The organism is Roseburia zhanii (genome assembly GCF_014287635.1).
Lineage (GTDB): Bacteria > Bacillota > Clostridia > Lachnospirales > Lachnospiraceae > Roseburia_B > Roseburia_B zhanii.
This window is the reverse complement of sequence record NZ_JACOPH010000012.1, coordinates 34200-59475: the sequence shown is the minus strand read 5'-3', so window position 1 is coordinate 59475 and position 25276 is coordinate 34200. Positions and strand designations below refer to the sequence as shown.

The following is a 25276-nucleotide window of genomic DNA, read 5'->3' as shown; positions in this document are numbered from 1 at the left end:
TGCGTCTGAATAGTAACTATCAATACTCTGATAAAAACAGTAAAAAAGCACTTGACATTCTCATACGATTGGTATATATTACCCTTAAATCATACAAACGAACTAGGAAATATAGGAAAATAAAAAATAATCACAAAGAAAAGGAGAATGAAATCATGGCAAATATTTATAAGGGTGCATTGGAACTGATCGGAGGAACACCATTATTAGAAGCAACCAATATTGAAAAAGCACACGGCTTAGAAGCACGATTATTATTCAAATTAGAGTACTTCAATCCGGCAGGAAGTGTCAAAGACAGAATTGCAAAGAGCATTGTAGAAGATGCAGAAGAAAAAGGCTTATTAAAAGAAGGTTCTGTGATCATCGAGCCGACATCCGGTAATACAGGAATCGGTCTTGCAGCAATCGCAGCAGTCAAAGGATACCGCACTATCTTAACCATGCCGGAAACAATGAGCGTAGAGAGAAGAAATATTTTAAAAGCTTATGGAGCAGAGATCGTTCTGACAGAAGGGGCAAAAGGAATGAAAGGTGCGATCGCAAAAGCAGAAGAACTTGCAAAAGAGATCCCTAACAGCTTTATTCCAGGACAGTTTGTAAATCCGGCAAATCCAAAAGCACATAGAGAAACTACAGGACCGGAAATCTGGAAAGATACCGATGGTGAAGTTGATGTATTTGTAGCAGGTGTTGGTACAGGCGGAACATTAACAGGAACCGGTGAATATTTAAAATCACAGAAACCGGAAGTAAAAGCCATTGCAGTTGAGCCGGCAACATCACCGGTATTATCACAGGGCAAGAGCGGAGCACATAAGATTCAGGGAATCGGTGCAGGATTTGTACCGGATGTATTAAATACAAAGATTTATGATGAGATCTTTCCGGTAGAAAATGAAGCTGCATTTGAAACAGCAAAAGAGATCGCACATAAAGAAGGAATTTTAGTAGGAATTTCTTCCGGTGCAGCAGCTTATGCAGCAATCGAGTTAGCAAAAAGACCGGAATATAAAGGAAAGACAATCGTAGCATTACTTCCGGACAGTGGTGACCGTTATTATTCCACACCATTATTTACAGAGGCATAAATATACAGGTAACTTTTAGAGATACAGGAGGATTACAAAGATGGGCAATAAGATCAGCAGAGAAAACAGAAATTTAAAATTTGAAACATTACAGTTACATGTAGGACAGGAAACACCAGATCCAGTCACTGATGCAAGAGCAGTACCGATCTATCAGACATCTTCCTATGTATTCCATAATTCAGACCACGCAGCAGCACGTTTTGGGCTTGCAGATGCCGGAAATATCTATGGCAGACTGACCAACCCGACAGAAGATGTATTTGAGCAGAGGATTGCAGCATTAGAGGGTGGTGTGGCAGCACTTGCAGTAGCATCCGGTGCAGCAGCAATTACATATACGATCGAGAATTTAGCACAGAACGGAGATCATATCGTAGCTGCCAAAAATATCTATGGCGGAACCTATAATCTCTTAGAGCATACATTACCGGCATACGGCATTACAACAACATTCGTAGAGCCTGTTGCAGAAGCATTTGAAAAAGCAATTCAGGACAATACAAAAGCACTTTATATCGAAACATTGGGAAATCCAAATTCAGATGTGGTAGATATTGAAGCGGTAGCAAAGATCGCTCATGCCCATAAGATCCCATTGGTTGTAGATAATACATTTGCAACACCATATCTGGTTCGTCCGATCGAGTACGGTGCAGATATCGTTGTACATTCTGCTACAAAATTTATCGGTGGACATGGAACAACGATCGGTGGTGTGATCGTGGATAGTGGTAAGTTTGACTGGGAGGCAAGTGGAAAATTTGCATCTTTAACAGAACCAAACCCAAGCTATCATGGCATCAGCTTTACAAAAGCAGTAGGACCGGCAGCATTTGTGACAAAGATCCGTGCAATTTTATTAAGAGATACAGGAGCAACAATCTCTCCATTCCATTCATTTATCTTCCTGCAGGGACTTGAAACACTGTCACTTCGTGTAGAGCGTCATGTAGAAAATGCATTAAAAGTTGTAGAATATTTAAATAAACATCCACAGGTAGAAGCTGTACATCATCCGTCTGTTTCCACAGATCCAATACAGCAGGAATTATATAAGAAATATTTCCCGAATGGCGGTGGTTCCATCTTTACATTTGAGATCAAGGGAGATGATAGAAAAGCAAAAGATTTTATCGACAATCTGGAAATCTTCTCACTGCTTGCAAATGTTGCCGATGTAAAATCTTTAGTTATCCATCCGGCATCTACAACACATTCCCAGTTGAATGAGGAAGAATTGTTAGAGCAGGGAATCAAACCGAATACGATCCGTCTGTCCATCGGTACAGAGCATATCGATGATATCATTCAGGATTTAGAAGAAGCATTTAAGGCAGTAGAGTAAACCTCGTCATCACGAAAGGATAAGGAATGACAGAAGAACAGAAGGCACGCTATGCCAGACATCTGGTATTAAAAGATATTGGCGAAGCAGGGCAGGAAAAATTATTAAACAGCAGTGTGTTGATCATAGGTACAGGAGGATTAGGATCTCCGGTGGCAATGTATCTTGCAGCAGCCGGAGTAGGAACGCTTGGACTTGCAGATGCAGATACGGTAGATTTTTCAAATTTACAACGTCAGATTATCCATCAGACAAAAGATGTTGGGAAGGAAAAAACGGAGTCTGCAAAGGAAACCATACAGGAGATCAATCCCGATGTAAAGGTGAACACCTATCCTTTCTTTGTAGATGAATCAAATATACAGGATATCATTGCGGATTATGATTTTGTAATTGATGCTACAGATAATTTTGAAGCAAAATTTTTAATAAACGATGCTTGTGTTTTAGCGGAAAAACCATTCTGTCATGGCGGTATCCTCCGCCTTGCAGGACAGATCATGACATATGTTCCGGGGCAGGGCGCATGTTACCGCTGTATGTTTAAAGATCCGCCTCCGGAGGGTGCAGTTCCCAATGGCAAACAGGCAGGTGTGCTTGGAGCAGTCGCAGGTACGATCGGGACACTGCAGGCAGTAGAAGCGATCAAGTATCTGGTAGGCTGTGGACAGCTTTTAACAGGAAGGCTTTTATCTTATGATGCACTAAAGATGGAATTTCGGACAGTCACATTGCCAAAAGACACCAGTAAATGTCCTGTATGCGGAAAACATAAGACGATACATAATTTTGTAAAATCAGATAAGTAAGGAAGAAGTATCTTATGACCATTCAGATACCAAAACAGCAGAAAAAAGAGATGCTTTCGTGGCTTTTAGAGGGACTTCCCAATGAAGCCTGCGGACTTTTAGCCGGTGTACGGCAAGATAATGCCATTGCTGTAAAAAAATTTTATGGAATGCATAATGTAGATGAAAGCAGTACACATTTTTCCATGGATGCAAGGGAACAGTTTGCAGTTATGAAAGAGATCCGGGAAAACGGATATATGTTACTTGCAAATGTACATTCGCACCCGGACACGAAAGCGGAACCGTCAGAGGAAGATAAAAGGCTTGCTTACGATAGCGGTATCATTTATCTGATCTGTTCATTTATGGAAAAAGAACCGGTGGTTAAAGCATATCGGATCATAGACCGTAAGCGGGTATCAAAAGTATCGATACAATATGAATAAGTAAAAATAAAACGTCGGAAAGTTGTCCGGCGTTTTTATTATATGATGCGGGTGTCAAACGGTGGCTTCAAGTTTTATAATTGGCAGATTGCACAAATCCGAGTCTATTTTGTTCCGTTGTACGAAAATAAGAAAATCTAAGTCTGCCTGAATTAGGTTGCGACAAAGTTGACGTGTACGTCTTAAATGCCCCGTCCATGGGGCATTAAGACTTTTGCTGCCGTCCATGGCAGCAAAACACTGTATATTAACAGGCAGACTAAGATTTACTAATTTTCTCCCAAAGTCACAAAAACAGGCTCGGCTTTGTGTAATCTGCCAGTCGCTAAGTTGTGAGCCACCGTTTGACACTCACATCTGTATAGGAAATTCCAACGGAATTTCCTATACAGCAAAAAAGAGATTGATGATTTCATCAATCTCTTTTCAGTAGAGCGGGTGATGGGAATCGAACCCACGTATCTAGCTTGGAAGGCTAGTGTTCTACCATTGAACTACACCCGCATGTGATATTAGTGCCCAGTTCCGGAATCGAACCAGAGACACGAGGATTTTCAGTCCTCTGCTCTACCAACTGAGCTAACTGGGCATATCCCTCACAGCAAAACTAATGATACACGAAGATGTTTGAATTGTCAAGAAAATTTCTGCAATTTTTTAAAAAAATTTTTAGGGGGATATTTTGGGAAACATTTTTTGACATTTTTATGGGGAGTATATAATATAGAAGTGTGTAGAATTGTAAAAGTGGTACAGCAATCTGGCAATTCATGGGAATATATCAGGCAGATACGGAGGATAACAAGTGGTTACGATCAGTTTATGTATGATAGTCAAAAATGAAGCAGATATATTACGCAGATGTTTAACATCGGTTGCGGATCTGATGGATGAAATTATTATTGTAGATACGGGTTCCACAGATCATACAAAAGAAGTGGCAGCCGAATTTACAGATAAGATCTATGATTATGTCTGGGAAAATGATTTTGCGGCAGCGAGAAATTTTGCATTTTCTAAGGCAGAAATGGAGTATATCTATTCAGCAGACGCAGACGAAGTTTTAGATGAGGTCAATAGAAATCGTTTTGCAGAATTAAAACAGGTATTGCTGCCGGAAATTGAAATTGTGCAGATGTATTATATCACGCCGCCGGAATATAATACGACAGCAAATTACCAGAAAGAATACCGCCCGAAACTCTATAAAAGGCTGCGGGAATTTGTATGGGTAGATGCGGTACATGAAACAGTGCGTATTGATCCGGTCATTTATGACAGCGAAGTCGAGATACAGCATCTGCCGAAAAATCTGCATAGCAGCAGGGATTTTCATCTGTTCAGGCAGGCATATGAAAGAGAAGGACAGTTATCGGATAAATTACATTCCATGTATGCAAAAGAATTATTTATCAGTGGGACAGAGAAAGATTTTAAAGAAGCGGAAACGATCTTTCAGGCAACCCTGCATACAGCCGGGAACTCTCTTGAAAAGCAAAGAGAGGCAGTCTGCGTTCTTGCCCATATCTATAGGCAGGAAAAACAGACAGATAAGTTCTTTTCAATGGCATTTAAACTGATGCCGGATGCTATATGTGCAGAGATCGCATATGAGATTGGCAGTTATTTTATGGAGCAGGCAGATCATGAAGAAGCGACAGACTGGTTTGAACTTGCAGCACATCAGACAGAAGCAGTCATTGATGTGCGCAGGCGTGGCAGAATGCCATTAGATGGATTAGCAGAATGTTATGGAAAGATGGCAGAAGCCATCGAAGCAGAAACACCATGGGAATTTGAGAAGATACAGTTCTGTCGTGAGCAGGCAGAACAATATCAACAGGAAGCAGATGAGTGGGAACTTCCTGTTTCATAAAAATTTATAAAAGATCTTCTTTAGAAATACCGCTGCCACAGGCAATGATGCCCTGTGGCTTTTGAAATTGTACAGGTGCATGGTCTGTGCCACAGATGTTTCCACCGGCTTCTTTGACGATCAGGGCACCAGCGGCATAGTCCCATGGACTTAAGCGTAATTCAAAGAAAAGTTCTGCCCGTCCGCAGGCAATGTCGCACAGATCGATCGCAGCAGAACCGCTTCTGCGCAGATCTAAGCAGCGTTTGAAATACTGATATGCCATTTCAAAAGCAGGCTGCCAGAGTTCTTCATAATAAGGGGAAGAACCAAAGAGCAGCAGACCATTTTCTAAAGGTTCTTTTGATACATGGATCGGTTTATGGTTCAGATATGCACCTTTGCCGGCAACTGCGGAAAAAAGTTCATTCCGGTATGGGTTATAGACAATGCCAAGATAAGGTTTTCCATCTTTTAACAGACCTGCAGAAATACAGCTGGTGTGGTTTTGTTTGATAAAATTCGTCGTTCCATCGATCGGATCAATGATAAACAGATATCCTTTGTCTGTATAAGTGTGTGCAGATTCTTCTTCACCCATAAAAGAGGCTTCAGGAAGGATGGCAGAGAGTTTTGAAAATAAAATCTTTTGCACCTGTGTGTCATATTCGGTTACAAAATTTGCCGCACCGTCTTTTGTATGGGTGAAGTCTGTGATATTTTCTGCATGTAACAGGATCTCTCCGGTTTCTATTATAGCTTGTTCGATTTGTTCGATCATAGGTAGTTTCCTCCTTAAGAATATTGTGCCAGTTGTTTTCTGCGGACAATGGCATAGCAGATCATATGGACAAAAGCAGTAATGATCCATGTGACCGGATAGGAAATATATAGTGTAAACAGGCTTCTGTGCCATTGAAAGATCGTAAATATCCATACGATCCTAAGACCGCAGGCACCAAGCAGGGACACGACCATAGGCATAAAGGAATATCCGATCCCACGCAGGGCACCGACCATGGTATCCATAATTCCGCACAGACAGTAAGTAGTACAGATCACAGAAAGCCTTAAAAGTCCAAATTGGATGACTTCTGGATCAGAGGAATAAATGGATAAAAGCGGAGTTCCGGCGAAATAAGCACCAAGTCCCATCACAAGACCGACCGTTGTTACCATGGCAAGGCACTGGAATAAAACTTTCCGGATACGGTCTTGTTTTCCGGCACCGAAGTTCTGGCTGATAAAGCTCATGGCTGTCTGGTGGAAGGTATTCATGGAAATATAAACAAATCCTTCGATATTCATAGCTGCGGTATTGCCAGCCATTGCAATGGAACCAAAAGAGTTGACGGAGGACTGGATCAATACATTTGATAAGGAAAATACCATGCCCTGCAGTCCGGCAGGAAGTCCGATACGCATGATCTGCATGGCCTTATCCGGTATCAGCCGGAGTTTATCTAAATGCAGCCGGCAACAGCCATCTAATTGTGTCAGACATTTTAAGATCAGCAGAGAAGAAATACACTGCGAGATCACAGTTGCAGTTGCAACACCGGCAACACCCATCTGAAAACGAATCACAAAAATCAGGTTAAAGATCACATTGATGATACCGGCACAAAACAGATAATATAACGGACGTTTGGTATCACCGATCGCACGTAAGATGGAACTGCCGAAGTTGTATAAGAGCATGAACGGCATTCCTAAAAAGTATATTTTTAAATACAGGGCAGCCTGATCTAACACATCAGCAGGTGTACCCATCCAGACTAAGATCTGTCTGGTTGAAAAAAGACCGATCACAAGCAGAAGGACACCGCATACCAGGCTTAATAAAATTGCAGAATGAACGGTTTCACTGACTTCTTTTTCTTTTTTTGCACCATAAAATCTGGCCGTTAAGACATTTGCCCCTACGGAAAATCCGATAAAGAGGTTCGTCAGAAGATTGATCAGGGCACTTGTAGATCCGACAGCTGCTAAGGCAGTATTGCCGGTAAATCTTCCGACTACGATCGTGTCAGCGGCATTGAATAAAAGCTGTAAAATGCCGGATAACATCAGTGGAATGGAAAATGTAAGTATTTTTTTGAATAATGGGCCATTTAGCATGTCGATTTCATAATTTTTCTTCATTTGTTCTTCCCCTCTTGACGTAAAAAATATCTATTGCTGATTTATTGTGTAAACAGGGAATATTTTCCCCTAAAACAAGTTGATATCTGCTTAAACAGTAATATTATATGCTTTGAATGAGGGAAATTCAAGAGAGGATATGTTACTGTTCACACCTAACAGTGTGACCAGCAACGATTAACACTATGGCGCATCAAACCATTTGACAGATGTTTCCGGTGCGTATAAGATGAAATAAGCTTATCATAGGACATACAAGAGGTGGAGGATATGGAAAAGAAAAACAGAATGCAGTCGACATTTGTCGTGTGGCTTGGTGCACTGATCTGCTGTGCATTATGGGGAAGTGCTTTCCCATGTATTAAGATCGGGTATCAGATGTTTGAAATACCGCAAGATGCAGTAGTGACGCAGATCCTGTTTGCAGGACTGCGGTTTACATTAGCAGGGATCTTAGTTATTTTAATAGGAAGTGTTTTATCCGGGAATCTGTTAAAAATAAACAGACAAAATGCTCCAAAGATCTTAAAATTAAGTCTGTTACAGACAGTATTACAATATCTGTTCTTTTATATCGGACTAGCGAATACGACCGGAGTAAAGGCATCGATTATTGAAGGAGTCAATGTATTTATCGCCATTTTTGTTGCCAGTCTGATCTTCCGGCAGGAAAAGCTGACCATGGGCAAATTAGCAGGCTGTCTGATCGGGTTTGCGGGAGTTGTGCTTGTGAATCTGAATGGAAACGGGCTGGACATGTCATTTCATCTAAATGGCGAAGGATTTATCTTTTTATCGACAGTTGCCTATGCTTTTTCATCCGTTTATTTGAAACGGTATTCTAAAACAGAGAATCCGGTACTCTTAAGTGGCTGGCAGTTTATATCTGGCGGTCTGGTGATGACCATTATGGGACTGTTGATGGGAGGAAAGATCACAAAAGTGACAGCAACAGGAATAGCCATGCTGTTTTATCTGGCATGTATTTCAGCAGTAGCATATTCCTTGTGGGGAATTTTGTTAAAATACAATCCGGTGTCAAGAGTGGCAGTATTTGGTTTTATGAATCCGGTATTTGGCGTGATCCTGTCTGCATTTTTGTTAGGGGAACGTGAACAGGCATCAGGAATAAAAAGCATCATTGCATTGATCCTTGTCAGTATCGGAATTTATATCACAGCAAAAGTAAAAGAAGAAAAAGTGGAGGAAACGAAATGACAACCGTAACACTGAAAAAGGGAGAAGGACGTACCATTAAAGCAGGTGGAGCGTGGATTTTTGATAATGAAATAGAAAGTATCAAAGGAACATTTAAGAATGGCAGTCTGGTAAAAGTAGAGGATTTTGACGGATATCCCATGGGAAGCGGATATATCAATCAGAATTCCAAAATAAGAGTCCGCATGATGACAAGAAAAGCAGATCAGGAAATTGATGATGCATTTCTTATGATGCGTGTTAAGAATGCATGGGAGTATAGAAAAACCTGTGTTGATACATCTTCCTGCAGGGTTATTTTTGGAGAAGCAGATTTCCTTCCGGGGCTTACTGTGGATAAATATGAAGATGTTCTTGTTGTGGAATGTCTGACACTTGGAATGGAGCAGTTTAAGGAAAAGATAGCTGCGATGTTAAGAGAAGTCCTTGCAAAAGATGGCATACAGATCAGACTTGTCTTTGAGAGAAGTGATGCAAGGGAAAGAGAAAAAGAAGGTCTGTCAAGATACAAGGGAATTCTCTGGAATTGTGACGCCATGACAGAAGAAGAGGCTCTTTTCTATGCCAGACATGTGCATATTGTAGAAAACGGTGTGAAATATGAAGTCGATGTCATTGATGGGCAGAAAACAGGATTTTTCCTAGACCAGAAATATAACAGACTTGCGATGCAGAAAATCTGTAAAGGAAAAAAAGTATTAGACTGCTTTACCCATATGGGAACTTTTGCACTGAATGCGGGAATCGCAGGGGCAGCAGAAGTTATGGGACTTGATATTTCAGAATATGCCATAGAACAGGCAACTGCAAATGCAAAGAGAAATGACCTTTCGGACACTGTAAAATTCAGGATGGCAAATGTGTTAGATGAACTGCCAAAACTCTATGAAGCTGGTAAGAGTTATGATGTGGTGATCCTTGATCCACCGGCTTTTACAAAATCCAGACAGGCAACAAAAAATGCCATCAAAGGTTACCGGGAAATCAATATGAAGGGGTTAAAATTAGTTTCTGACGGCGGATATCTTGCAACCTGTTCATGCTCACATTTTATGACAGAGGAGCTTCTTAAGAAAACGGTGAAAGAAGCTGCAAAAGCAGTGCATAAAAGACTTCGTCAGGTGGAGTTCCGGACACAGTCAGCCGATCATCCGATACTTTGGGCGGCGGATGAGAGTTATTATCTGAAGTTTATTATTTTTCAGGTTGTTGAGGAAAAGTAAGGACCAGAAAGTGGCGGAAATGCTTTTAAGCAGGTTTTCTTTTGGAACATATAAAAAACATATTACAAGATGATAACTTCAATCGTGCCAAACTCGACACAATGAAAACTAGGGAAGTTTTTATGAATTACGAATGCAAAATAACGGTATTGGAGACGAAGGTGTTTCCGGAAAATGAAGAAGAGAAAGAATGGCTGGAAAAACAGAACTTCCAGAATACAGCTGATGATGCTTATACCGGTTAACAACTTAGAATTTACAGTATTCCTGAACTCAACACAAATCCTTATCCGTGTTGTTCAGTTGTTCTTTTTTTGCTGGTATCATAAAACCATCAAATAAAGGAGAAAACTTTAAGTAACTGAATAAGCTGTCAAATGTGATAATATGTATTTAAATATACTCACGGAGGTATACTATGGATACATCAGATATCACCAATTACAAGCCAAAAGATTTTGCTGAATTGCTAGGTGTTTCTGTCAAAACGTTACAGCGTTGGGATAGAGAAGGAACTCTAAAAGCAAATCGTACTCCAACTGATAGGCGTTATTACACTTACGACCAATGAAATATGGGTAAATCCGTAATTATTATGTTTATGATGTGGGTGTCAAAAGGTTATAAATGGATATGAGTTTCAAGTTAATTTTAATGAAATAAAGATGCAGCTAATCGAATTAAATCAGTTTTATACATAAATTTTACAATCTTTTACATAATCATGATAGAAAGAAAGACTACAGACAGCTAAACTATAAGCACAGATACGAAAGATGGATTTGATAGCATAAAGATCCTTATAGTAAAGAAAGCGGGGAATGTGGTCATGCGTGAATTATGGAAGTTTGTAAATAAGAGAATTGAAGCAGATACAACGAAACAGAAAATATTTCTGATCCTAAATACGGTCATATGGTCAACAGCCACATTTTTAGCAGGAATTTTGATCGGACTGTTTTTTAAACTGTTAGGAAGGAATGTGTTATTAGGTGCATTGCTTACAGCGTGCTATGCAGGTGTATTTGTAGGATTTATGGGTGGATGTATTTTCCTTATGAGAAATACCACAGTACACAGATAATAAAAGAATAAATGCTCAAACTTTAAAGACAGCAGGTCAGATCGATCTGCTGTCTTTTTGCTGGAATATAGTACAGATAAAATTTACCACCTTAGCGGGGGCAACGGAGAAGGCCCTATCTATGGTATAATCTTTATACAGGAAAGAAAACTGCTTCAATGATGTACATTATAAAAATTAAACTGAAAAAAACAGCAATATTTAATATGGCAATTCCAATGTAGCGGACAAGCCGGTATTTATGCTTACATAGTGGAATGATCCGTTGTATATCAAGATAATTAAAACAGCAAAATACCATAAACAGCATTATGATATACATAGTAATTCGTTCAACCCAAAGGCGTGCACCATAAGTATTTTTTAATTCTGTAGAGAAACTTATGTAAGTGATCAGAATGTAACCTAAGGAAGCAGCAAGCATTTTCCATGGTGTTTTTGTACGAAAACCGGGCAGGATGTATTTCCTGAGAGGGTGTGGCAGGATATTTCGTGGTTCTGCCGGAACTAACAGGGACAATTCCTCACGCAGTTGTTGTATATTGCGAAAACGTTCTGCAGGTTTGATCTGTGTGCATTTGTGGATAATGGAGTCTGTATTCGAAGAAGTGTAATCAATGGATGAAAGCATTTCTTTAAACAGGATTCCAAGTGAATAAATATCGGTCTGTGGAGAAGATGAGCCAAATCCATATTGCTCCGGTGCAGCATAGCCCTGAGTCCCAAGTAGAACAGTATCTTCCACTGACTGGTCAGAGAAATATTTTGCAGCATTAAAATCAAGTAACATAGCACGGTTATAGTTTGTAATGATCACATTAGAGGGTTTGATATCTCTGTGAATGATCGCGGGATGCTGTGAATGCAGTTTTTCAAGGATACTGCACAGATCTAACATATAATGTAAGATATCGGATACGGACAAATCTTTTTGTTCTATTTTATCCTGTAATGAAGAACCGGAAATATATTCTTCAATGACGATAAGCTGAGCGGAATCTTCTATATAATCAATGATCTTTGGCGTACCGAGGATCGGTTTCGTATACAGACATTTATAAATATCAATATTGAACACATCAAGGATTTTTTTGATATAGATTTTTTTAGTTTCCTGATGCTGGACTAAATATATTTTATGGGGTTCATCTATGGCTGCTATAGTCTTGTAATAAGAGATAGCAAGACGGTGGGAAAGATCCACGTAATCATTCCTTTCATAATAAAGTATGGTTGTATTATATGAAATGAGAGTCAAAAGGTATTTTGCCTCTCATTTGATACACGAATTGTTCCGTTGCTACGCAACTTTCACAATTCTACACACATTCGGAATCCGTTGATTTCCAAGGGAAATCACTACTTCCTCATGTGTGAGCAGGTCAATAAGTCAGAACTCTTATCCTGCAAGCAGGAACGATTTCTGACTTTTGCCCCTTGTATCATTATATCAGATGGAGAGTATTATGCGCGAAAAAAATACAAAAGAGTTAGTAGATATTTTAGGAAAAACACATTTAACAGATTTTAACAGCTATTGTAATGAAAATAAAGAAAGCATGAATCTGGATGCAGATGCATTTCCGGTATACATAAAAAATCTGTTAGCAGAAAAGGGGATCACACAGCAGGCTGTATTTTTAAATGCTGACATTCCTGAACGATATGGCTATAAATTATTATCGGGAGAAAAGCATACCAGACAAAGAGATATCATTCTAAGGATCTGTTATGCGGCAGAGATGTCCTTAGGTGAAACGCAAAGAGCTTTAAGAAAATATGAAATGCCAGTCTTATATGCAAAGATTCCAAGAGATGCATTGCTGATGATCATATTCAATGAAAGACCCGGAAGTATTTTAGATGTCAATAACCTGTTAAATCAAAACGGAATGGAGCCTTTAAGGACAAGCGGGCTGCAGAACTAGAAGGTAAAATTACCACTGTTATGGGGAGAAGCAAAATGAGTATGATATGCTATAATGCTTTCAATCGTCTGAAAACAAAAAAATTAGATTTTTTGATCATAAACGCTTTTATGCCGATCGTTTTAGGTGGTCTGATCTATTATCTGATCTCACCGGATGTCATTTTTGTAAAAAAAATAGATGTATTTTTAGGTTGGGACAGGCACACAAATAGCATCATGGAAAGTTCGGTTATGATGAAGTTTGTCCGCAATTATCTGTTAGATATGATGTGGGCATATGCGTTGGTTTTTACATTGTTTTTTATTATGGGTAATAAGACAGCAGAGTTGTTAAAAATACTCACGATTACAACTGTTTTTTCAGCAGGGATAGAAATTCTGCAGCTGACACCATTTGTCAGGGGGACATTTGATATCTTAGATATTATTGCTGAATTTTTTGCTGGGATAGCTGCTGGTTTTATTATAAAATATAATTTCCACAAGGAGGAGAAAAGGAGATATGAAACGAATATCTAAAATATCCGCTGTAGCTGCATGTCTTTTGCTGTTTGCTGTGATGGCAATGGGAAGTGGATCGTCATCTGACAGCAGTTCATCGGCAAAAGCAGGTGAAGCAGGGCAGGATACCACGACAGAGCAGGGAACAGCAGCAGAACAGGATAGCGCAACAGAGGAAGCAGAGGTAAAAACAGAATATCATGTCGGTGATATTTTAAAAGATGGTGATGTGCAGATTGTTTATGCTGCAAGTGGTGAATATCAGGAAGAAAATGAGTATATGAAGCCGGAAGAAGGAAAAAAATGCATTTTTTTAAAGTTAGCTTTTGAAAATCAGGGAACTTCTGATCAGTCCATTTCATCACTGAATTTTGAATGTTATGCAGATGGTTATAACGCCGATACCCATTATACAGAGAATGATTTTTCAGCAACGTTATCGCCGGGAAGAACAACTGAGGGTATGTTAGTTTTTGAAGTACCACAGGATGCGCAGAATATTGAAGTGGAATATGAAACAAATTTTATCACAGAAGAAAAATTGAAATTTATCTATGATGGAGATAAGGATTCAGGATATGTGGCCAAAGCAGATACAGGAGCATCTGAAAATGCATATGCAGTAGGGGATATCGTGGAATCACAGAACTTAAATATTACATATCTGTCATGTGAAAACGACACAAGTTATAGTGAATTTTCAGAGCCGGCAGCCGGTATGCATTATGTTACTCTGACATTTGAGTTTGAAAATAAAGGTGACAGTGATGAAATGGTAAGCATGTATGATTTTGACTGTTATGCAGATGGCAAAAACTGTGAGCAGGCATATTTTAGAGATGATAATTTAACTGCCACACTCTCAGCGGGCAGAAAAGCACAGGGAACAGTCACGTTTACGGTGCCAGATGATGCATCTACAGTAGAAGCTGAATTTGTATCTAATATCTGGACATCAGACAGAGTTGTATTTACAGTCAGTGAATGATAAATTTTTCAGGAGGATTTTAAAATGAAGGTATGGAAGTTGATTTCGGGTATTTTATCAATGGTTCTTTTTCTGGTCGTAGCATTTCAGTCCTGCGCAGCAGGAGTAGCGAACACACTTGCAGAGAATGGAGAGGTTTCTGGTTCTGCAGGTATTTTGGTAGCAATTCTGATGCTTGCGGGAGGAATCGTTTCTGTTGCAACAAGAAAATCAGAGAAAAATGGTGGAAATATTGCATTGATCGTTCTGTTTGGTCTGGCTGCATTGTTAGGATTTGCTAATTATGGCAGCTATTCAGATTTAGCGATCTGGTCAGGCTGGTGCTTGTTAAACGCAGTTCTTGCAGTAGTTGCGATGCTCACAGGAAAAAAGAAAACAGATGTAGAATCATAGAGAGTACAAAAAATGTCTAAATGGAGCACTAAAAGCGAATTGGAGTAGAAACCATTTCTAATTTTCAAATTGTAAAGATAGAACCTGTTTGTTATACTACAAAGTATAATAAACAGGTTTTTGATATATAGTGAGGAGATCAGATGGACGCTAAGAAGAAACTTTCAGAAAAATATAAATGGAATGATGATAAAAGGGAAGACAAGGGAAAAGATACTAAGAAAAAGAATGATGTGAAAAAAAGCAATGTCTGTCCCTATGCGAAAAAATGTGGGAGCTGTCATTTTCAAGGGGTATCTTATGAAGAACAGCTTGCAAAGAAGCAGAAAGAGCTAAAACAGTTGTTGGGTGGATTTGGAAAAGTTTCAAAGATCATTGGTATGGAAAATCCATATCATTACCGGAATAAAGTACATGCAGTGTTTGGCAGACTGCGGAATGGTACGATTGTATCAGGAGTTTACCAGGCTGGTACGCATAAGATCGTGGATATTGAATCCTGTCAGATCGAAGATGAGATTTCTTCAAAGATTATCCGGGATATCCATGGACTGCTGCGTTCATTTAAGATCAAAACTTATGATGAAGATACGGGATACGGATTGCTTCGTCATGTATTGATCCGCAGAGGTTTTACAAGCGGACAGGTGATGGTCGTATTAGTACTTGGTTCACCTATCCTGCCATCAAAAAATAATTTTATAAAAGCAATCCGTAAACTGCATCCGGAAATTACAACGGTGGTCATCAATGTCAATGACAAAAAGACAAGCATGGTATTAGGTGAGCGGAATATTACAGTATACGGAAAAGGGTATATTGAAGATGAACTCTGCGGCTGCACGTTTCGGATATCACCGAGTTCTTTCTATCAAGTAAATCCTGTGCAGACAGAGATCCTTTACCAGACAGCCATGCAGTTTGCAGGACTTTCCGGCAAGGAACGGGTGGTAGATGCCTATTCCGGCATTGGAACGATTGGAATTGTGGCAGCGAAGGCGGCAAAAGAAGTAATCTGTGTGGAACAAAACAAAGATGCAGTAAGGGATGCAGTCACAAATGCAAAAAGAAATGAAGTCAGAAACATCTCTTTTTATCAGAAAGATGCTGGTGAATTTTTAGTTGAAATGGCAGAACAGAATGAAAAAGCAGATGTCGTATTCATGGATCCACCAAGAAACGGAAGCGATGAAGCATTTTTATCGTCAGTTGTGACAATGACACCGGATAAAGTTGTTTATGTTTCGTGTAATCCGGTGACGTTGGCAAGGGATTTGAAGTACTTAGTGAAGCGGGGGTATGAGGTGAGAAAGATACAGGGAGTGGATATGTTTCCGTTTACGGAGCATGTGGAGACGGTTGTCTTGCTTTCCAAGGGTGAGGTCGACTCGAAAAAGATTCGGGTTGAGTTCTCTTTGGAAGATATGGATATGTCGGAGTTCCAAGATGGAGCAACCTACACCCAGATTAAGGACTATGTGCTGGAGCATAGCGGGTTAAAGGTATCCAACCTGTATATCTCACAAATTAAGCGAAAATGTGGGATTGGGGTTGGTAAGAACTATAATTTGCCGAAGTCCGAGGATTCCAGACAGCCCCAGTGTCCACCGGAAAAAGAGAAAGCAATCCGAGAAGCATTCAAATATTTTGGGATGATCTAACATCCAGCAAAGTGGAGGTTTCTTATGGATAGGTTGATTTCTTGTGAGTTCAACATGGATAATGCCTGTGTGGAACTGAAATTCTTAGATGGCAGTATGATTGCTATTGATACAATAGCCGTGGAGAATGAGGTTGCTGACAATATGTATCAGCGGTCAGAGCTGGACTATCTAATCTACAATGACCCGATTGGATATGCAGACTTGATATTGAACGGAAACCCCGAAATTTATCTAAAAACTGTAACTGAATGTAAACCCTTAGATTAAAACTCAGCCCTCTGCCTTTTCATTGGCAGAGGGCCGTTTTTTGCTTAACAGTTATTGAGCATCCCTTAATTGCTCTACAACACTGCATTTCGCTGCGTTGTCATACATCATGCAAGGAATCAGCCACCCCAGCAGAAGAAATACCGGAATTGTCAGCAGGACAGGCAGAATGGTGAATCGATACTCAAAGAACCAGAACATACTGCCCAGCATTTTTCCCGCAAGAGGTCCCACCGCCAGCGACAGAATAAAGGCCGCCGCTACAGAAGACATTGCGTAAAACAACCCCTCGTAGATCAGCATGGTTTTGAGCTGCCGGTTTGTCATTCCTACAGCCTGAAGCACAGCAAATTCACGGCGGCGGGAAAGAATACCGGTCATCATGGCGTTGAAGAAATTTAAGAGTCCCACCAGCCCAATGATAGCACAGAGGATACCACCTACCAGAAGGAACATCTGCCGGAACTGAGCAAACTCAGAGCGAGCCGTGGCCTTGCTTTCATACATCAAGGGTGAAAACTCACCGGCAGTAAGCTTCGATAGATATTGCTCTGCTTCGGCCTCGTCAACTTCGTCCGCTGTGTCGAACAGGTAGAGCATCGGAATGGCCGCACCACCGCTGTCCCTCTGTGCGGTATCCACAGACAAAACCGCCTCATATCCAATACCATCATAACGATAACTCATGGAAAACGGAAGCTCTACCAAGGCGCAGACCGTGTACTCTACATCTCTGGCTCCATACAGTTTTTCCTGAAGGTACTCCTCCGGTGTATCTTCGGTGCAGAGTTCCCCGGTGCGGCTGTCGATATATTTCACATCGTCCGTATAGGTAGCGGTAATCGTGTCTCCCACCTTGGGGTAGTATTCAGGATTGGGCAGATTGCCGTAGTCATCTAAGGAAACCGCAATGGCAATAGCGTTATTGTTTGGCTCCAGCATAGGAGAAATATCTCCGTCGAATACTTGCAGCTTGTCAAACAGGCTGTTATCCAAAGCCTCAATTCTGGTCTTTCCCATCACCATATTGCCCCGGTGCTCCATGCGGCTCATATGGCTGTCCACCTGCTCGGCGCTTTCGAACCATGCATAGTCCTGCCGCAGAGCATCCTCCGTCATCCAAAGATATACGGGTTTTCGCACAGCATATCCCGTGCCGGAAAGACTGGACTTTGTGTTTGCTGCGATCTCTTCGATCTGTTCCGGCGTGATGAATTCATCTGCCGGGTTGTAATGGAAATAGTCGGGCGTGCTGACGATAAAATCGGCGCAGGTCATGAAGGATACATACTTCTCCATGCTGAAGCCGCCCACAAAGGCACACAGTGCATTGAACAGCGTCACCGACAGTGCCAGAGACACCACCACCAGCACCGTCTTTTTTTTGTTTCGTCCCAGATTGGCAAAGGCCATCTGATGGAGCTTCGCTCCCCGGGTGCTGCGCTGTTTTTTCTTGGTCTGCATCGCATCTGTATATTTGGTAGCCTCCACCGGAGAAACCCTGGCTGCCATTTTCCCGGGCTTGGAGCAGGACAAAAGCACCGTCAGCAGGGCAAACAGCACGGAGCCAACAAAGATCACAGGCGAAGTGCTGATGGTGGTGATGCCTGCATCCAACTGGGTGGAGCGCAAGACAACAGGCACCAGAACAGCGCCAATGCCATAGCCCAACAGCAGCCCCGCCGGAATGCCGATCAGACAAAGCAGAAGTGCCTGCTGGCGAATGATGCGTTTGAGCTGCCGGGGCGTTGTGCCAATGGTTTTCAGAAGCCCGTAAAACCGGATATCCCCCGCAACAGAGATCTGGAAAATGTTATAGATGATAAGATACCCGGTGAAAATCACCAGCAGCAAAAAAGCTGCTATGGCGATCACAAGTTCCGGATCGAGCTGCGACTCCAGCTGGGATGAGGTATATCCCCAGTTGACGCCGATCCGGACGCTGTTGGGATCGGTATAGCTGTCCCATGTGTAGCCGAGATCGGTATCCACCTGCTCCATCTGCCCTTGAATGTTTGTACTGGAAGCCATCATGACATTCAGGTCAGTGCGGAAGGGCTGTAAACCTGTTTTCACTGCCTGCGCTTCGATATCATCTGCGTAATCACGGCTGATGTTGATGTAATGAACAGGCATTAGTTCATCATAGTCCCAATAGCCCACCAGCGTAAAGGTATCTGTTACAGTAAAGGCGGTTTGATCCTTGTCCGTGATGGAATAGGAAATCGTGACCTCTGCGCCCAGTTCCGGCGTCACGCCAAGCAGCTGCAACGCTGCCGTATCCATGGTCACCTCTTTGCCGCTTTCAGGCATCCGTCCGGTAGTAGGGGTGGCATAGCTCCATTTGGTGCAGTTGGCATCCATGTAGCTGATCTCTGCCGGCGTTTTGGAAAAGACACCATCCGCAGTGATGCCGATCACCTTCCGTGCCCCCGCAGACTTTACCTTCGGGTGGGCGGCGATACGTTCCGCCTGCTCGGGGGAAACATCCTTAAAGGTGCCGTGTGCATAGCCGCCTACCTGCCGAAACTGGTAGGTTTCATAGCTGGCGTTCAACGACAAGACAATGGTGAACATGGACGTAAATAGCAGCGTTGTTAGCGCAATGGCAAAAATGGCGATCAGATTGCGGCGGCGGTTCGCATAAAGAGATTTTAAGCTGAGCTTCCGAATACATTTTCTGTTTTTGACATTCATCGTAACCACCTCCCGTTAGTTCTGGGAGACGATCCGACCATCTTCGATACGGATAATGCGGTCTGCCATCTGTGCAATTTCTTCGTTGTGAGTGATCATTACGATTGTCTGGGCGAACTTTTGACTGGTGACTTTCAAAAGGCTCAATACATCCTGACTGGTTTTGGAATCCAGATTACCTGTCGGTTCATCTGCCAGAATGATAGCGGGTGCTGCCGCCAGCGCACGGGCAATGGCTACTCGCTGCTGTTGACCGCCTGAGAGCTGATTGGGCAGGGCATCCAGACGCTCATCCAGCCCAAGGGTCTGCACGATCTGCTGTACGAAATCCTTGTTGACCTTGCCACCGTCCAGCTCAATGGGTAGAACGATATTTTCATACACATTCAGCACCGGAACAAGATTATATGCTTGGAACACAAAGCCGATTTTCCTGCGACGGAAGATGGTCAGCGCTTCCTCCTTCAGGGAGAAAATATCCTGTCCGTCCACCATGACCGTGCCACTTGTAGGGCGATCCAGCCCGCCCAGCATGTGCAGCAGCGTGGATTTGCCGGAGCCGGATGTGCCGACAATTGCAACAAATTCGCCCTTCTTTACACTTAAATCAACTCCATCCAACGCATGAACTGCGTTATTGCCGGAGCCATAAATCTTTTTCAGGTCTTTTGCCTGTAAAACATCCATAAATGAGTACCTCCATGAAAAAATCTGTATGTATGAAAGGAAATCATCCTTTGATACATACAGATTATCGCATAGGAATCTTTCCACATTCTTTCCGGCGGAAAATGAAATCTAACAGTTTTGATAGAATTGTTGTTATTTCGGCAGAAATATGGAAAACGTACTTCCTTTTCCCGGAACGGAAGCAATCTTGATATAACCTCCCTCGCCGGATATGATCTGTCGGGCAAGGTATAAGCCGATGCCGACCCCTTCCTGCTCCTGAACCGCCTTTGAGCGGTAAAAGCGAGCAAATATCTTCGCTTGCTCAGTTTCCGGTATGCCTGAACCGGTATCCGATATATCGATCCTTGCAAACATTTCGTAACTTACGGCAGAAATCCTGATTGTGCCATGCTCTGTATATTTGATGGCATTGTCTACGATATTCGCCAGCGCTTCCGCTGTCCATTTGAAGTCGAATACAGCAAAAGCATCGGTATCCTGCAGTCGCAAAGACAATCCTTTTTCAGAAGCCTTGGCGGCATATTGTTCTACTACGCTTTCAAGCAGCGGCTGCAGCGCTGCTTGCTGAGGGGAGAGTGAAATGATCCCGTTTTCCAGTCTGGAAAGCTTTACGAGAGAATCGATCAGAAATCGCAGCTTTTCCGATTGTTTGTACAGCGCCTCCACATTTGCCTTCGCCGATGCAGGCAGAGTTTCCTCCATCAGAAGCTCGCTGTATAACAGCAGGTTTGCAATCGGCGTTTTCGTCTGGTGGGAAATGTCCGCAATCAAGGTTTTGATTTTGTCTTTTTCCTGCGCTATGTTTTGAGAAGATGCTTCTGCGGCGGAAAGATAGTGCGCAAACTTTGTTTCCAATGCAGACAGCTGGCTTTCATCAAAATTGGTTTCAGAAAAGGAGCCGGTCATGGCAGCGTCCAGCATCCTTTCGATTTCTTCCATCGTTTTTCTGGTCTTTCTCCGCTCCCATAACACAACAGCTGCCGCCGCCAGAAAACACAGCAGTATGATCACAATACCGGTTTTATTCATCTTTTGTCACCCAGCTATAACCGATTCCATAGACGGTTTTAATGTATTTCTGTGCACCAAGCTTATCCCTCAGACGCTTGATCGTAACAGACAAAGCATTTTCATCCACATATTCTGCGCCATCTGTCCAGATCCGGTCGACAAGGTCTCCACGGGTCATGGTTCGACCACGATTTTCAACAAGCAGACGCAGTAATTTTTGTTCTGTTTTACTCAATTCCACTTTGGAATCTCCCACATAAAAGGTCATAGCCTCAAAGTCAAAGTGAAATAGATCCATATGGAACGGCGCATTTTTATGGTTTGACGCTTGCTTTCGCAGTTGGGTATTCACCCTTGCCCGCAAAACCGAAAGAGAAAAGGGCTTGGTAATGTAATCATCAGCGCCCCTCTCCAGTCCGTCTACGATGTCCAGATCGGTGTCATTGGCAGTCAGCAGAATAACAGGAATATAGGGTGTGTTTTCCTTGACCTCCCGGAGCAACTCGAGCCCGCTGCCATCCGGCAGATTGATATCCAGCAGGATCAGGGATACACCGCCGCAAAGAAGCTGTTCCTTCGCCGCTTTTAGGTCTTGGCAGGAAATGATCTGACGGTCATCTGCTTTCAGTGCTTTACTTAAACCCTGATTCAACCCTATATCATCTTCAATAATCAATAATTGTTCCATGTATCTCACTCCCTCGTTATTCAAAGGCCACCATTATTTCCTTGGGTAATTTTTCGTTCTCACAGTTCAGAAGATAGGCGATTGCTCTGCTTGCAAATTTGTTTGTTTTCACTGTATCCCAATCGGCAAGCAAAATGACCTCTGCCTTGCCGTTCTCAAAATCTAATGATATTTCGCCCCATTCGCCGTCGCAGTCTGCCTGATATTCGTAGATTGCGGCGGCGATTTTCTTTTTTCGCTTAATCTTGGATTTCTGTTTTAGCCGGACTGCATGGATTGCGCCCTCGGCAACCAACAATTCCGTCAACTTGTCCACTGCTTTTCGGTAGGCTCGTTCTGCACCGCTGGCTGTACTGCCCTCAAACATAACCGCCAGTTCTTCAAAGGTGGGGCGGTCTTTCCATGAACTGACACGCCCACAGGTCATGCAAATTGCTAACCGTTTTTCGAGCAAGGTCTGTTCCCGATAATTCAGTTTCTCAAATGCCCGCTGCACCTTTTCTGCCTGTATGCCGTTCCAGAGGATATCGGTATAGTTCCAGCTATCGTCAAGGGCTACATCCTCGCCTGTTTCTTCGCCGTTCTCGTCTGTGACATAGAAAGGCTGCTGATTGCGGATTCCACGGACAACTTTCAGATATTCTTCCGCAAGGGCAAGATCGCAGTTGTATTTCTTGGAAAATTCGTTGACCGCATCCTTGGTATTGTGGTACAGCCAAGCCATTGACCGCACCATTTTGTAATTGGTCAGAGAGGACACCGACCATTTTTCTTCGCCCATGCGAAAACGGAGCATAGCATCCCGGATGAACGGGAAAATGTATGTAGCATACTCTGCACCCTTGGCAAGGTCATAGTCCATCAGCTTTTGGAGCATTTGCTCCCGGCAGGAGAGCTTTATATCTATAAATCGGTCTGTGTCGTACAGATCGCCGCCATCCACACCGAGAAAGTCTTTGATGCGCTTGTTAAGCTGCGGCTCGTAGTGGTGTAGGAAGAATGAGAAATATATCAAATTCTTTTCCTGCAAGGCAGACAGGATATATTCGTTCAGATTGCCCACCGCTGGAGGCTCCGGTTCCAGTTGAAAGATGCGCTCTGCCGCATAAGGAATGATGCCGTCACCGTGCGGATTGACAGCGTGTTTTGGTATGTATCCGGTCATGTCCCATGAAAAATCACTCAGCATAGCGCACCTCCCTTCTAACAAATGCTTTCTGAATAGTAGCCTGATTTTAATTCTCAGATTGTGTTTCTTTTGCTTCTACTTTTACAATCATACATAGGCTTTGAACTGCATTAAAGAGACGGATACAATCCATCTCGTCAATTTCAAAATCCGATCTTCCATGTAATAGCCAATGCCTATTTATCGTTTCAGGTTCATCGGCAGAGAAATCGCTTTTTTGATACAGATTTCGGATGAAGTTGTTATAAGAAATCCATACATGTTTTTGAATTGTACTTCCTGTTGACGGGAAGGTATCGACCTTCTTTTGACAAACTTTCATCATCCTTACATCTTGTTTGTCATCGCTAAATTCTGACAGAATACCCTCGATAACCGAGAGAAGCGATGTTGCACAAACAGCATACAATTTATTTTGAAATGCTTGCCAGCACTGGTCTGTGAGATTTTTCAGTCCTTCTTTAATGGGAGATGCTTTGATTCCGTTCACCATATCTTTGGTTTTCTGAAAATCTTCTGTTGTAAAAAACCATTTCAAAAATGCATTGATATCATCCAATTTGTTCGTGTTTGCTATTGTTTTGACTGCGTAAATATTTAATTCTGCGGGTAAAGTCCACCCTTCTGTTGATAGCTTGCTCACAACAACATCTAATTCTTTATCAAATTCCTGTACACTTTCTTCAGCCTTCTTTGAAATAGCTTTTTGAATAGCCTCCATTTGTTCTTTCGTTAATTCTAACATTCGTATAACCCTCCGAGTTTAAGTGTTCCTATAATTTAGACTCTCATTTAGCAAAGCAGCTTGTCCCATTTCCTTTTCGTAATCGCCCTTGGCATAGGCTACATTGCTCAATGCCCGGAGCATCTTATCTTTTGCCAGCTTCTTCATAACCTCCGCAAGATCAGCGTCCAGAGTACCACGCTTCACATAGCGGTTTATGGTATTCAGCCGTTTCTCATAAATCTGCTTCAGCGGATGATCGTCCGCAAGTTCTCGCTGTTCTCTACCTTTCAGATTACCGATCTGACGGCAAGTGCGGTGCAGCTTGTCCCCCGGTGCATAGCCACCGCAGTATTTGGTGTGCCTTGCGTTGGTGGTGAGGAACCACTTGCCGCAGATTTTGCATTTTTTCGGGGCATGACCAACACATAAGCCCTCAAAAAGATCAGACCGGAACATCCCTACAAAGGATACATAGTGCATCCGCTTGACCAGCTTCGCAACTTTTTCGCCGGGACGGATGACCGATATATACTGAACGGAATTATTCAAAGTAGACATCCAGGCATTGCCCTCCATGATAGAGAACTCCGGCGGAAAATAGTCGCCGAACATTTTTGCAAAACCCTCTGCGGTGCGGTCTGCTTCGTTTCCGTCCGATTGTTCTGCAAAATCAAGCATGGCCGTTTGGTATTCCCCAAGGGAGTATGCCAGATGCCCGAAAACTGCGGTATAGCGTTGGAGCATCATCGCATCGGTAAAGTTCTGGATTTCTTCAAATTGCAAAGAATTGGTTGCGGCTTTTATGGCAAACTCCACATATTTCAGCGCATTGTCCACAGTAAAGACTTTTTCAATCCGTTCTCTGTGCTTTGAGATATTCATATAGGAGAACGGCGGTGTTTGACTGAGAATATCAAGCATCGTCAGAGCAGCTTCCTTTGCAATAGGACAGAGTGCAGAAGCATCCTGTCCGGCGTTTAATATTCCAAGCAGCAGATTGATTTTCTCGCATTGCTCGTTTATTTTTGCAATGGTATTCACAGGAACATTCAGTGCATCACAGGCAAGCGTACCGACAGGAAATGTTTTGCTCTCATATATGACCGTATCCTGCCAGAAATCCAATGTCATCAATTCTTGATTCATGCTTGCCCTCCTGTCCTGTTTTTTCATTTTTCTAATTATATCATGTAAATGTGAAGAAATCTACGTCCTCAGATAAGTTGTCCTGTTTTTTGAAACAGGATTGTCCTGTCATTAGCCTGTTTTTTGAAAAATCCGTCATAACCATAATAGAAGGAGCGAAGCACCTGCCAATCACGGCGGG

Annotated in this window: 25 protein-coding genes, 2 tRNA genes and 1 pseudogene; 16 read left to right on the top strand and 12 right to left on the bottom strand. The window is 42.3% G+C overall.

The window, feature by feature from the left end; translation table 11 throughout:
- Nucleotides 1-155 precede the first annotated feature (155 nt).
- Genes cysK through H8S17_RS12290 form a run of 4 tightly spaced genes read left to right on the top strand, consistent with a single transcriptional unit; the run spans nt 156 to nt 3676 of the window.
- A complete protein-coding gene (cysK, locus tag H8S17_RS12305; RefSeq protein ID WP_186867533.1) occupies nt 156-1091 on the top strand; it encodes a cysteine synthase A in 936 nt (311 codons plus the stop codon).
- A 40-nt stretch (nt 1092-1131) separates the two neighbouring features.
- Nucleotides 1132-2439 (top strand): O-acetylhomoserine aminocarboxypropyltransferase/cysteine synthase family protein, encoded by a 1308-nt coding sequence (locus H8S17_RS12300; protein WP_186867532.1) that lies wholly within the window; start codon nt 1132-1134, stop codon nt 2437-2439.
- Between the two features lie 26 nt (nt 2440-2465).
- Nucleotides 2466-3248 carry a HesA/MoeB/ThiF family protein gene (locus tag H8S17_RS12295; RefSeq protein ID WP_186867531.1) on the top strand — a complete coding sequence of 261 codons (783 nt, stop codon included), beginning with the start codon at nt 2466-2468 and terminating at the stop codon, nt 3246-3248.
- A 14-nt stretch (nt 3249-3262) separates the two neighbouring features.
- Nucleotides 3263-3676: a Mov34/MPN/PAD-1 family protein gene (locus H8S17_RS12290; RefSeq protein WP_186867530.1), complete on the top strand. Its 414-nt coding sequence runs from the start codon at nt 3263-3265 to the stop codon at nt 3674-3676.
- A gap of 433 nt (nt 3677-4109) precedes the next feature.
- On the opposite strand, the gene H8S17_RS12285 is transcribed toward H8S17_RS12290, so the two are convergent.
- Together H8S17_RS12285 and H8S17_RS12280 are read right to left on the bottom strand one after the other, a co-directional pair.
- Nucleotides 4110-4180: transfer RNA gene (locus H8S17_RS12285), tRNA-Gly, on the bottom strand.
- 12 nt (nt 4181-4192) lie between these two features.
- A tRNA-Phe gene (locus H8S17_RS12280) sits at nt 4193-4265 on the bottom strand.
- 216 nt (nt 4266-4481) lie between these two features.
- Between H8S17_RS12280 and H8S17_RS12275 the strand changes: the two genes are divergently transcribed.
- Nucleotides 4482-5552 carry a glycosyltransferase gene (locus tag H8S17_RS12275; protein ID WP_186867529.1) on the top strand — a complete coding sequence of 357 codons (1071 nt, stop codon included), beginning with the start codon at nt 4482-4484 and terminating at the stop codon, nt 5550-5552.
- Between the two features lie 4 nt (nt 5553-5556).
- Here the strand turns inward: H8S17_RS12275 and H8S17_RS12270 are convergent, their stop codons facing one another.
- Both H8S17_RS12270 and H8S17_RS12265 read right to left on the bottom strand, forming a co-directional pair.
- Nucleotides 5557-6312, bottom strand: coding sequence for an inositol monophosphatase family protein (locus tag H8S17_RS12270; RefSeq protein ID WP_178050916.1), 756 nt, complete (start codon nt 6310-6312; stop codon nt 5557-5559).
- A gap of 14 nt (nt 6313-6326) precedes the next feature.
- On the bottom strand, nt 6327-7676 hold the full coding sequence (locus tag H8S17_RS12265) for an MATE family efflux transporter (protein WP_186867528.1): 1350 nt from the start codon (nt 7674-7676) through the stop codon (nt 6327-6329).
- A 270-nt stretch (nt 7677-7946) separates the two neighbouring features.
- On the opposite strand from H8S17_RS12265, the gene H8S17_RS12260 reads away from it, so the two are divergent.
- From H8S17_RS12260 to H8S17_RS12240, 5 genes and pseudogenes are all read left to right on the top strand, one after another.
- Nucleotides 7947-8894, top strand: coding sequence for a DMT family transporter (locus H8S17_RS12260; protein ID WP_186867527.1), 948 nt, complete (start codon nt 7947-7949; stop codon nt 8892-8894).
- Nucleotides 8891-10117: a class I SAM-dependent rRNA methyltransferase gene (locus H8S17_RS12255; protein ID WP_186867526.1), complete on the top strand. Its 1227-nt coding sequence runs from the start codon at nt 8891-8893 to the stop codon at nt 10115-10117. The genes H8S17_RS12260 and H8S17_RS12255 overlap by 4 nt, the downstream gene beginning before the upstream one ends.
- A 122-nt stretch (nt 10118-10239) precedes the next feature.
- Nucleotides 10240-10362, top strand: a complete 123-nt coding sequence (locus tag H8S17_RS16755; protein WP_279287812.1) for a hypothetical protein — start codon at nt 10240-10242, stop codon at nt 10360-10362.
- 188 nt (nt 10363-10550) lie between these two features.
- Nucleotides 10551-10685 (top strand): annotated as a pseudogene (locus H8S17_RS12245) (MerR family DNA-binding transcriptional regulator); the annotation flags it as partial.
- A 261-nt stretch (nt 10686-10946) separates the two neighbouring features.
- On the top strand, nt 10947-11201 hold the full coding sequence (locus tag H8S17_RS12240; protein ID WP_186867525.1) for a hypothetical protein: 255 nt from the start codon (nt 10947-10949) through the stop codon (nt 11199-11201).
- 133 nt (nt 11202-11334) lie between these two features.
- Here the strand turns inward: H8S17_RS12240 and H8S17_RS12235 are convergent, their stop codons facing one another.
- A complete protein-coding gene (locus H8S17_RS12235; RefSeq protein WP_330595758.1) occupies nt 11335-12405 on the bottom strand; it encodes a serine/threonine protein kinase in 1071 nt (356 codons plus the stop codon).
- A 262-nt stretch (nt 12406-12667) separates the two neighbouring features.
- Between H8S17_RS12235 and H8S17_RS12230 the strand changes: the two genes are divergently transcribed.
- The 6 genes from H8S17_RS12230 (at nt 12668) to H8S17_RS12205 (ending at nt 16944) form a co-directional block, all read left to right on the top strand.
- On the top strand, nt 12668-13129 hold the full coding sequence (locus H8S17_RS12230) for a hypothetical protein (protein ID WP_186867524.1): 462 nt from the start codon (nt 12668-12670) through the stop codon (nt 13127-13129).
- Nucleotides 13130-13164: 35 nt separating this feature from the next.
- Nucleotides 13165-13650: a hypothetical protein gene (locus H8S17_RS12225; protein WP_186867523.1), complete on the top strand. Its 486-nt coding sequence runs from the start codon at nt 13165-13167 to the stop codon at nt 13648-13650.
- Nucleotides 13634-14620, top strand: a complete 987-nt coding sequence (locus H8S17_RS12220; protein ID WP_186867522.1) for a DUF4352 domain-containing protein — start codon at nt 13634-13636, stop codon at nt 14618-14620. The genes H8S17_RS12225 and H8S17_RS12220 overlap by 17 nt, the downstream gene beginning before the upstream one ends.
- A gap of 24 nt (nt 14621-14644) precedes the next feature.
- A complete protein-coding gene (locus tag H8S17_RS12215) occupies nt 14645-15013 on the top strand; it encodes a hypothetical protein (RefSeq protein ID WP_186867521.1) in 369 nt (122 codons plus the stop codon).
- 143 nt (nt 15014-15156) lie between these two features.
- Nucleotides 15157-16674 (top strand): 23S rRNA (uracil(1939)-C(5))-methyltransferase RlmD, encoded by a 1518-nt coding sequence (rlmD, locus tag H8S17_RS12210; protein WP_186867520.1) that lies wholly within the window; start codon nt 15157-15159, stop codon nt 16672-16674.
- A 24-nt stretch (nt 16675-16698) separates the two neighbouring features.
- Nucleotides 16699-16944 carry a DUF6061 family protein gene (locus H8S17_RS12205; protein WP_055199743.1) on the top strand — a complete coding sequence of 82 codons (246 nt, stop codon included), beginning with the start codon at nt 16699-16701 and terminating at the stop codon, nt 16942-16944.
- A 51-nt stretch (nt 16945-16995) separates the two neighbouring features.
- Here H8S17_RS12205 and H8S17_RS12200 read toward each other — a convergent pair whose 3' ends face one another.
- The 7 genes from H8S17_RS12200 to H8S17_RS12170 form a co-directional block, all read right to left on the bottom strand.
- Nucleotides 16996-19641, bottom strand: a complete 2646-nt coding sequence (locus H8S17_RS12200) for an ABC transporter permease (RefSeq protein WP_186867519.1) — start codon at nt 19639-19641, stop codon at nt 16996-16998.
- A 15-nt stretch (nt 19642-19656) separates the two neighbouring features.
- A complete protein-coding gene (locus H8S17_RS12195) occupies nt 19657-20328 on the bottom strand; it encodes an ABC transporter ATP-binding protein (protein ID WP_117760539.1) in 672 nt (223 codons plus the stop codon).
- A gap of 135 nt (nt 20329-20463) precedes the next feature.
- The gene (locus H8S17_RS12190; protein WP_117554469.1) at nt 20464-21363 is read right to left on the bottom strand and encodes a sensor histidine kinase; all 900 of its coding nucleotides are present in this window, start codon (nt 21361-21363) and stop codon (nt 20464-20466) included.
- On the bottom strand, nt 21356-22033 hold the full coding sequence (locus H8S17_RS12185; protein WP_117554470.1) for a response regulator transcription factor: 678 nt from the start codon (nt 22031-22033) through the stop codon (nt 21356-21358). Before H8S17_RS12185 ends, H8S17_RS12190 begins: the two co-directional genes overlap by 8 nt.
- Nucleotides 22034-22049: 16 nt before the next feature.
- On the bottom strand, nt 22050-23222 hold the full coding sequence (locus H8S17_RS12180) for a sigma-70 family RNA polymerase sigma factor (RefSeq protein ID WP_186867518.1): 1173 nt from the start codon (nt 23220-23222) through the stop codon (nt 22050-22052).
- 46 nt (nt 23223-23268) lie between these two features.
- The gene (locus H8S17_RS12175) at nt 23269-23967 is read right to left on the bottom strand and encodes a hypothetical protein (protein WP_117576312.1); all 699 of its coding nucleotides are present in this window, start codon (nt 23965-23967) and stop codon (nt 23269-23271) included.
- A gap of 18 nt (nt 23968-23985) precedes the next feature.
- Entirely contained in the window at nt 23986-25095 is a 1110-nt protein-coding gene (locus H8S17_RS12170) for a DUF6076 domain-containing protein (protein ID WP_117576311.1), read from the bottom strand.
- Nucleotides 25096-25276: the final 181 nt, after the last annotated feature.

Excerpts from the sequence above, each read along its gene's own strand:
- cysK (WP_186867533.1), top strand. The coding sequence starts at position 156 with ATGGCAAATATTTATAAGGGTGCATTGGAACTGATCGGAGGAACACCA.
- H8S17_RS12300 (WP_186867532.1), top strand. The coding sequence starts at position 1,132 with ATGGGCAATAAGATCAGCAGAGAAAACAGAAATTTAAAATTTGAAACA.
- H8S17_RS12295 (WP_186867531.1), top strand. The coding sequence starts at position 2,466 with ATGACAGAAGAACAGAAGGCACGCTATGCCAGACATCTGGTATTAAAA.
- H8S17_RS12290 (WP_186867530.1), top strand. The coding sequence starts at position 3,263 with ATGACCATTCAGATACCAAAACAGCAGAAAAAAGAGATGCTTTCGTGG.
- H8S17_RS12270 (WP_178050916.1), bottom strand. The coding sequence starts at position 6,312 with ATGATCGAACAAATCGAACAAGCTATAATAGAAACCGGAGAGATCCTG.
- H8S17_RS12265 (WP_186867528.1), bottom strand. The coding sequence starts at position 7,676 with ATGAAGAAAAATTATGAAATCGACATGCTAAATGGCCCATTATTCAAA.
- H8S17_RS12260 (WP_186867527.1), top strand. The coding sequence starts at position 7,947 with ATGGAAAAGAAAAACAGAATGCAGTCGACATTTGTCGTGTGGCTTGGT.
- H8S17_RS12255 (WP_186867526.1), top strand. The coding sequence starts at position 8,891 with ATGACAACCGTAACACTGAAAAAGGGAGAAGGACGTACCATTAAAGCA.
- H8S17_RS16755 (WP_279287812.1), top strand. The coding sequence starts at position 10,240 with ATGAATTACGAATGCAAAATAACGGTATTGGAGACGAAGGTGTTTCCG.
- H8S17_RS12240 (WP_186867525.1), top strand. The coding sequence starts at position 10,947 with ATGCGTGAATTATGGAAGTTTGTAAATAAGAGAATTGAAGCAGATACA.
- H8S17_RS12230 (WP_186867524.1), top strand. The coding sequence starts at position 12,668 with ATGCGCGAAAAAAATACAAAAGAGTTAGTAGATATTTTAGGAAAAACA.
- H8S17_RS12225 (WP_186867523.1), top strand. The coding sequence starts at position 13,165 with ATGAGTATGATATGCTATAATGCTTTCAATCGTCTGAAAACAAAAAAA.
- H8S17_RS12220 (WP_186867522.1), top strand. The coding sequence starts at position 13,634 with ATGAAACGAATATCTAAAATATCCGCTGTAGCTGCATGTCTTTTGCTG.
- H8S17_RS12215 (WP_186867521.1), top strand. The coding sequence starts at position 14,645 with ATGAAGGTATGGAAGTTGATTTCGGGTATTTTATCAATGGTTCTTTTT.
- rlmD (WP_186867520.1), top strand. The coding sequence starts at position 15,157 with ATGGACGCTAAGAAGAAACTTTCAGAAAAATATAAATGGAATGATGAT.
- H8S17_RS12205 (WP_055199743.1), top strand. The coding sequence starts at position 16,699 with ATGGATAGGTTGATTTCTTGTGAGTTCAACATGGATAATGCCTGTGTG.
- H8S17_RS12200 (WP_186867519.1), bottom strand. The coding sequence starts at position 19,641 with ATGAATGTCAAAAACAGAAAATGTATTCGGAAGCTCAGCTTAAAATCT.
- H8S17_RS12195 (WP_117760539.1), bottom strand. The coding sequence starts at position 20,328 with ATGGATGTTTTACAGGCAAAAGACCTGAAAAAGATTTATGGCTCCGGC.
- H8S17_RS12190 (WP_117554469.1), bottom strand. The coding sequence starts at position 21,363 with ATGAATAAAACCGGTATTGTGATCATACTGCTGTGTTTTCTGGCGGCG.
- H8S17_RS12185 (WP_117554470.1), bottom strand. The coding sequence starts at position 22,033 with ATGGAACAATTATTGATTATTGAAGATGATATAGGGTTGAATCAGGGT.
- H8S17_RS12180 (WP_186867518.1), bottom strand. The coding sequence starts at position 23,222 with ATGCTGAGTGATTTTTCATGGGACATGACCGGATACATACCAAAACAC.
- H8S17_RS12175 (WP_117576312.1), bottom strand. The coding sequence starts at position 23,967 with ATGTTAGAATTAACGAAAGAACAAATGGAGGCTATTCAAAAAGCTATT.
- H8S17_RS12170 (WP_117576311.1), bottom strand. The coding sequence starts at position 25,095 with ATGAATCAAGAATTGATGACATTGGATTTCTGGCAGGATACGGTCATA.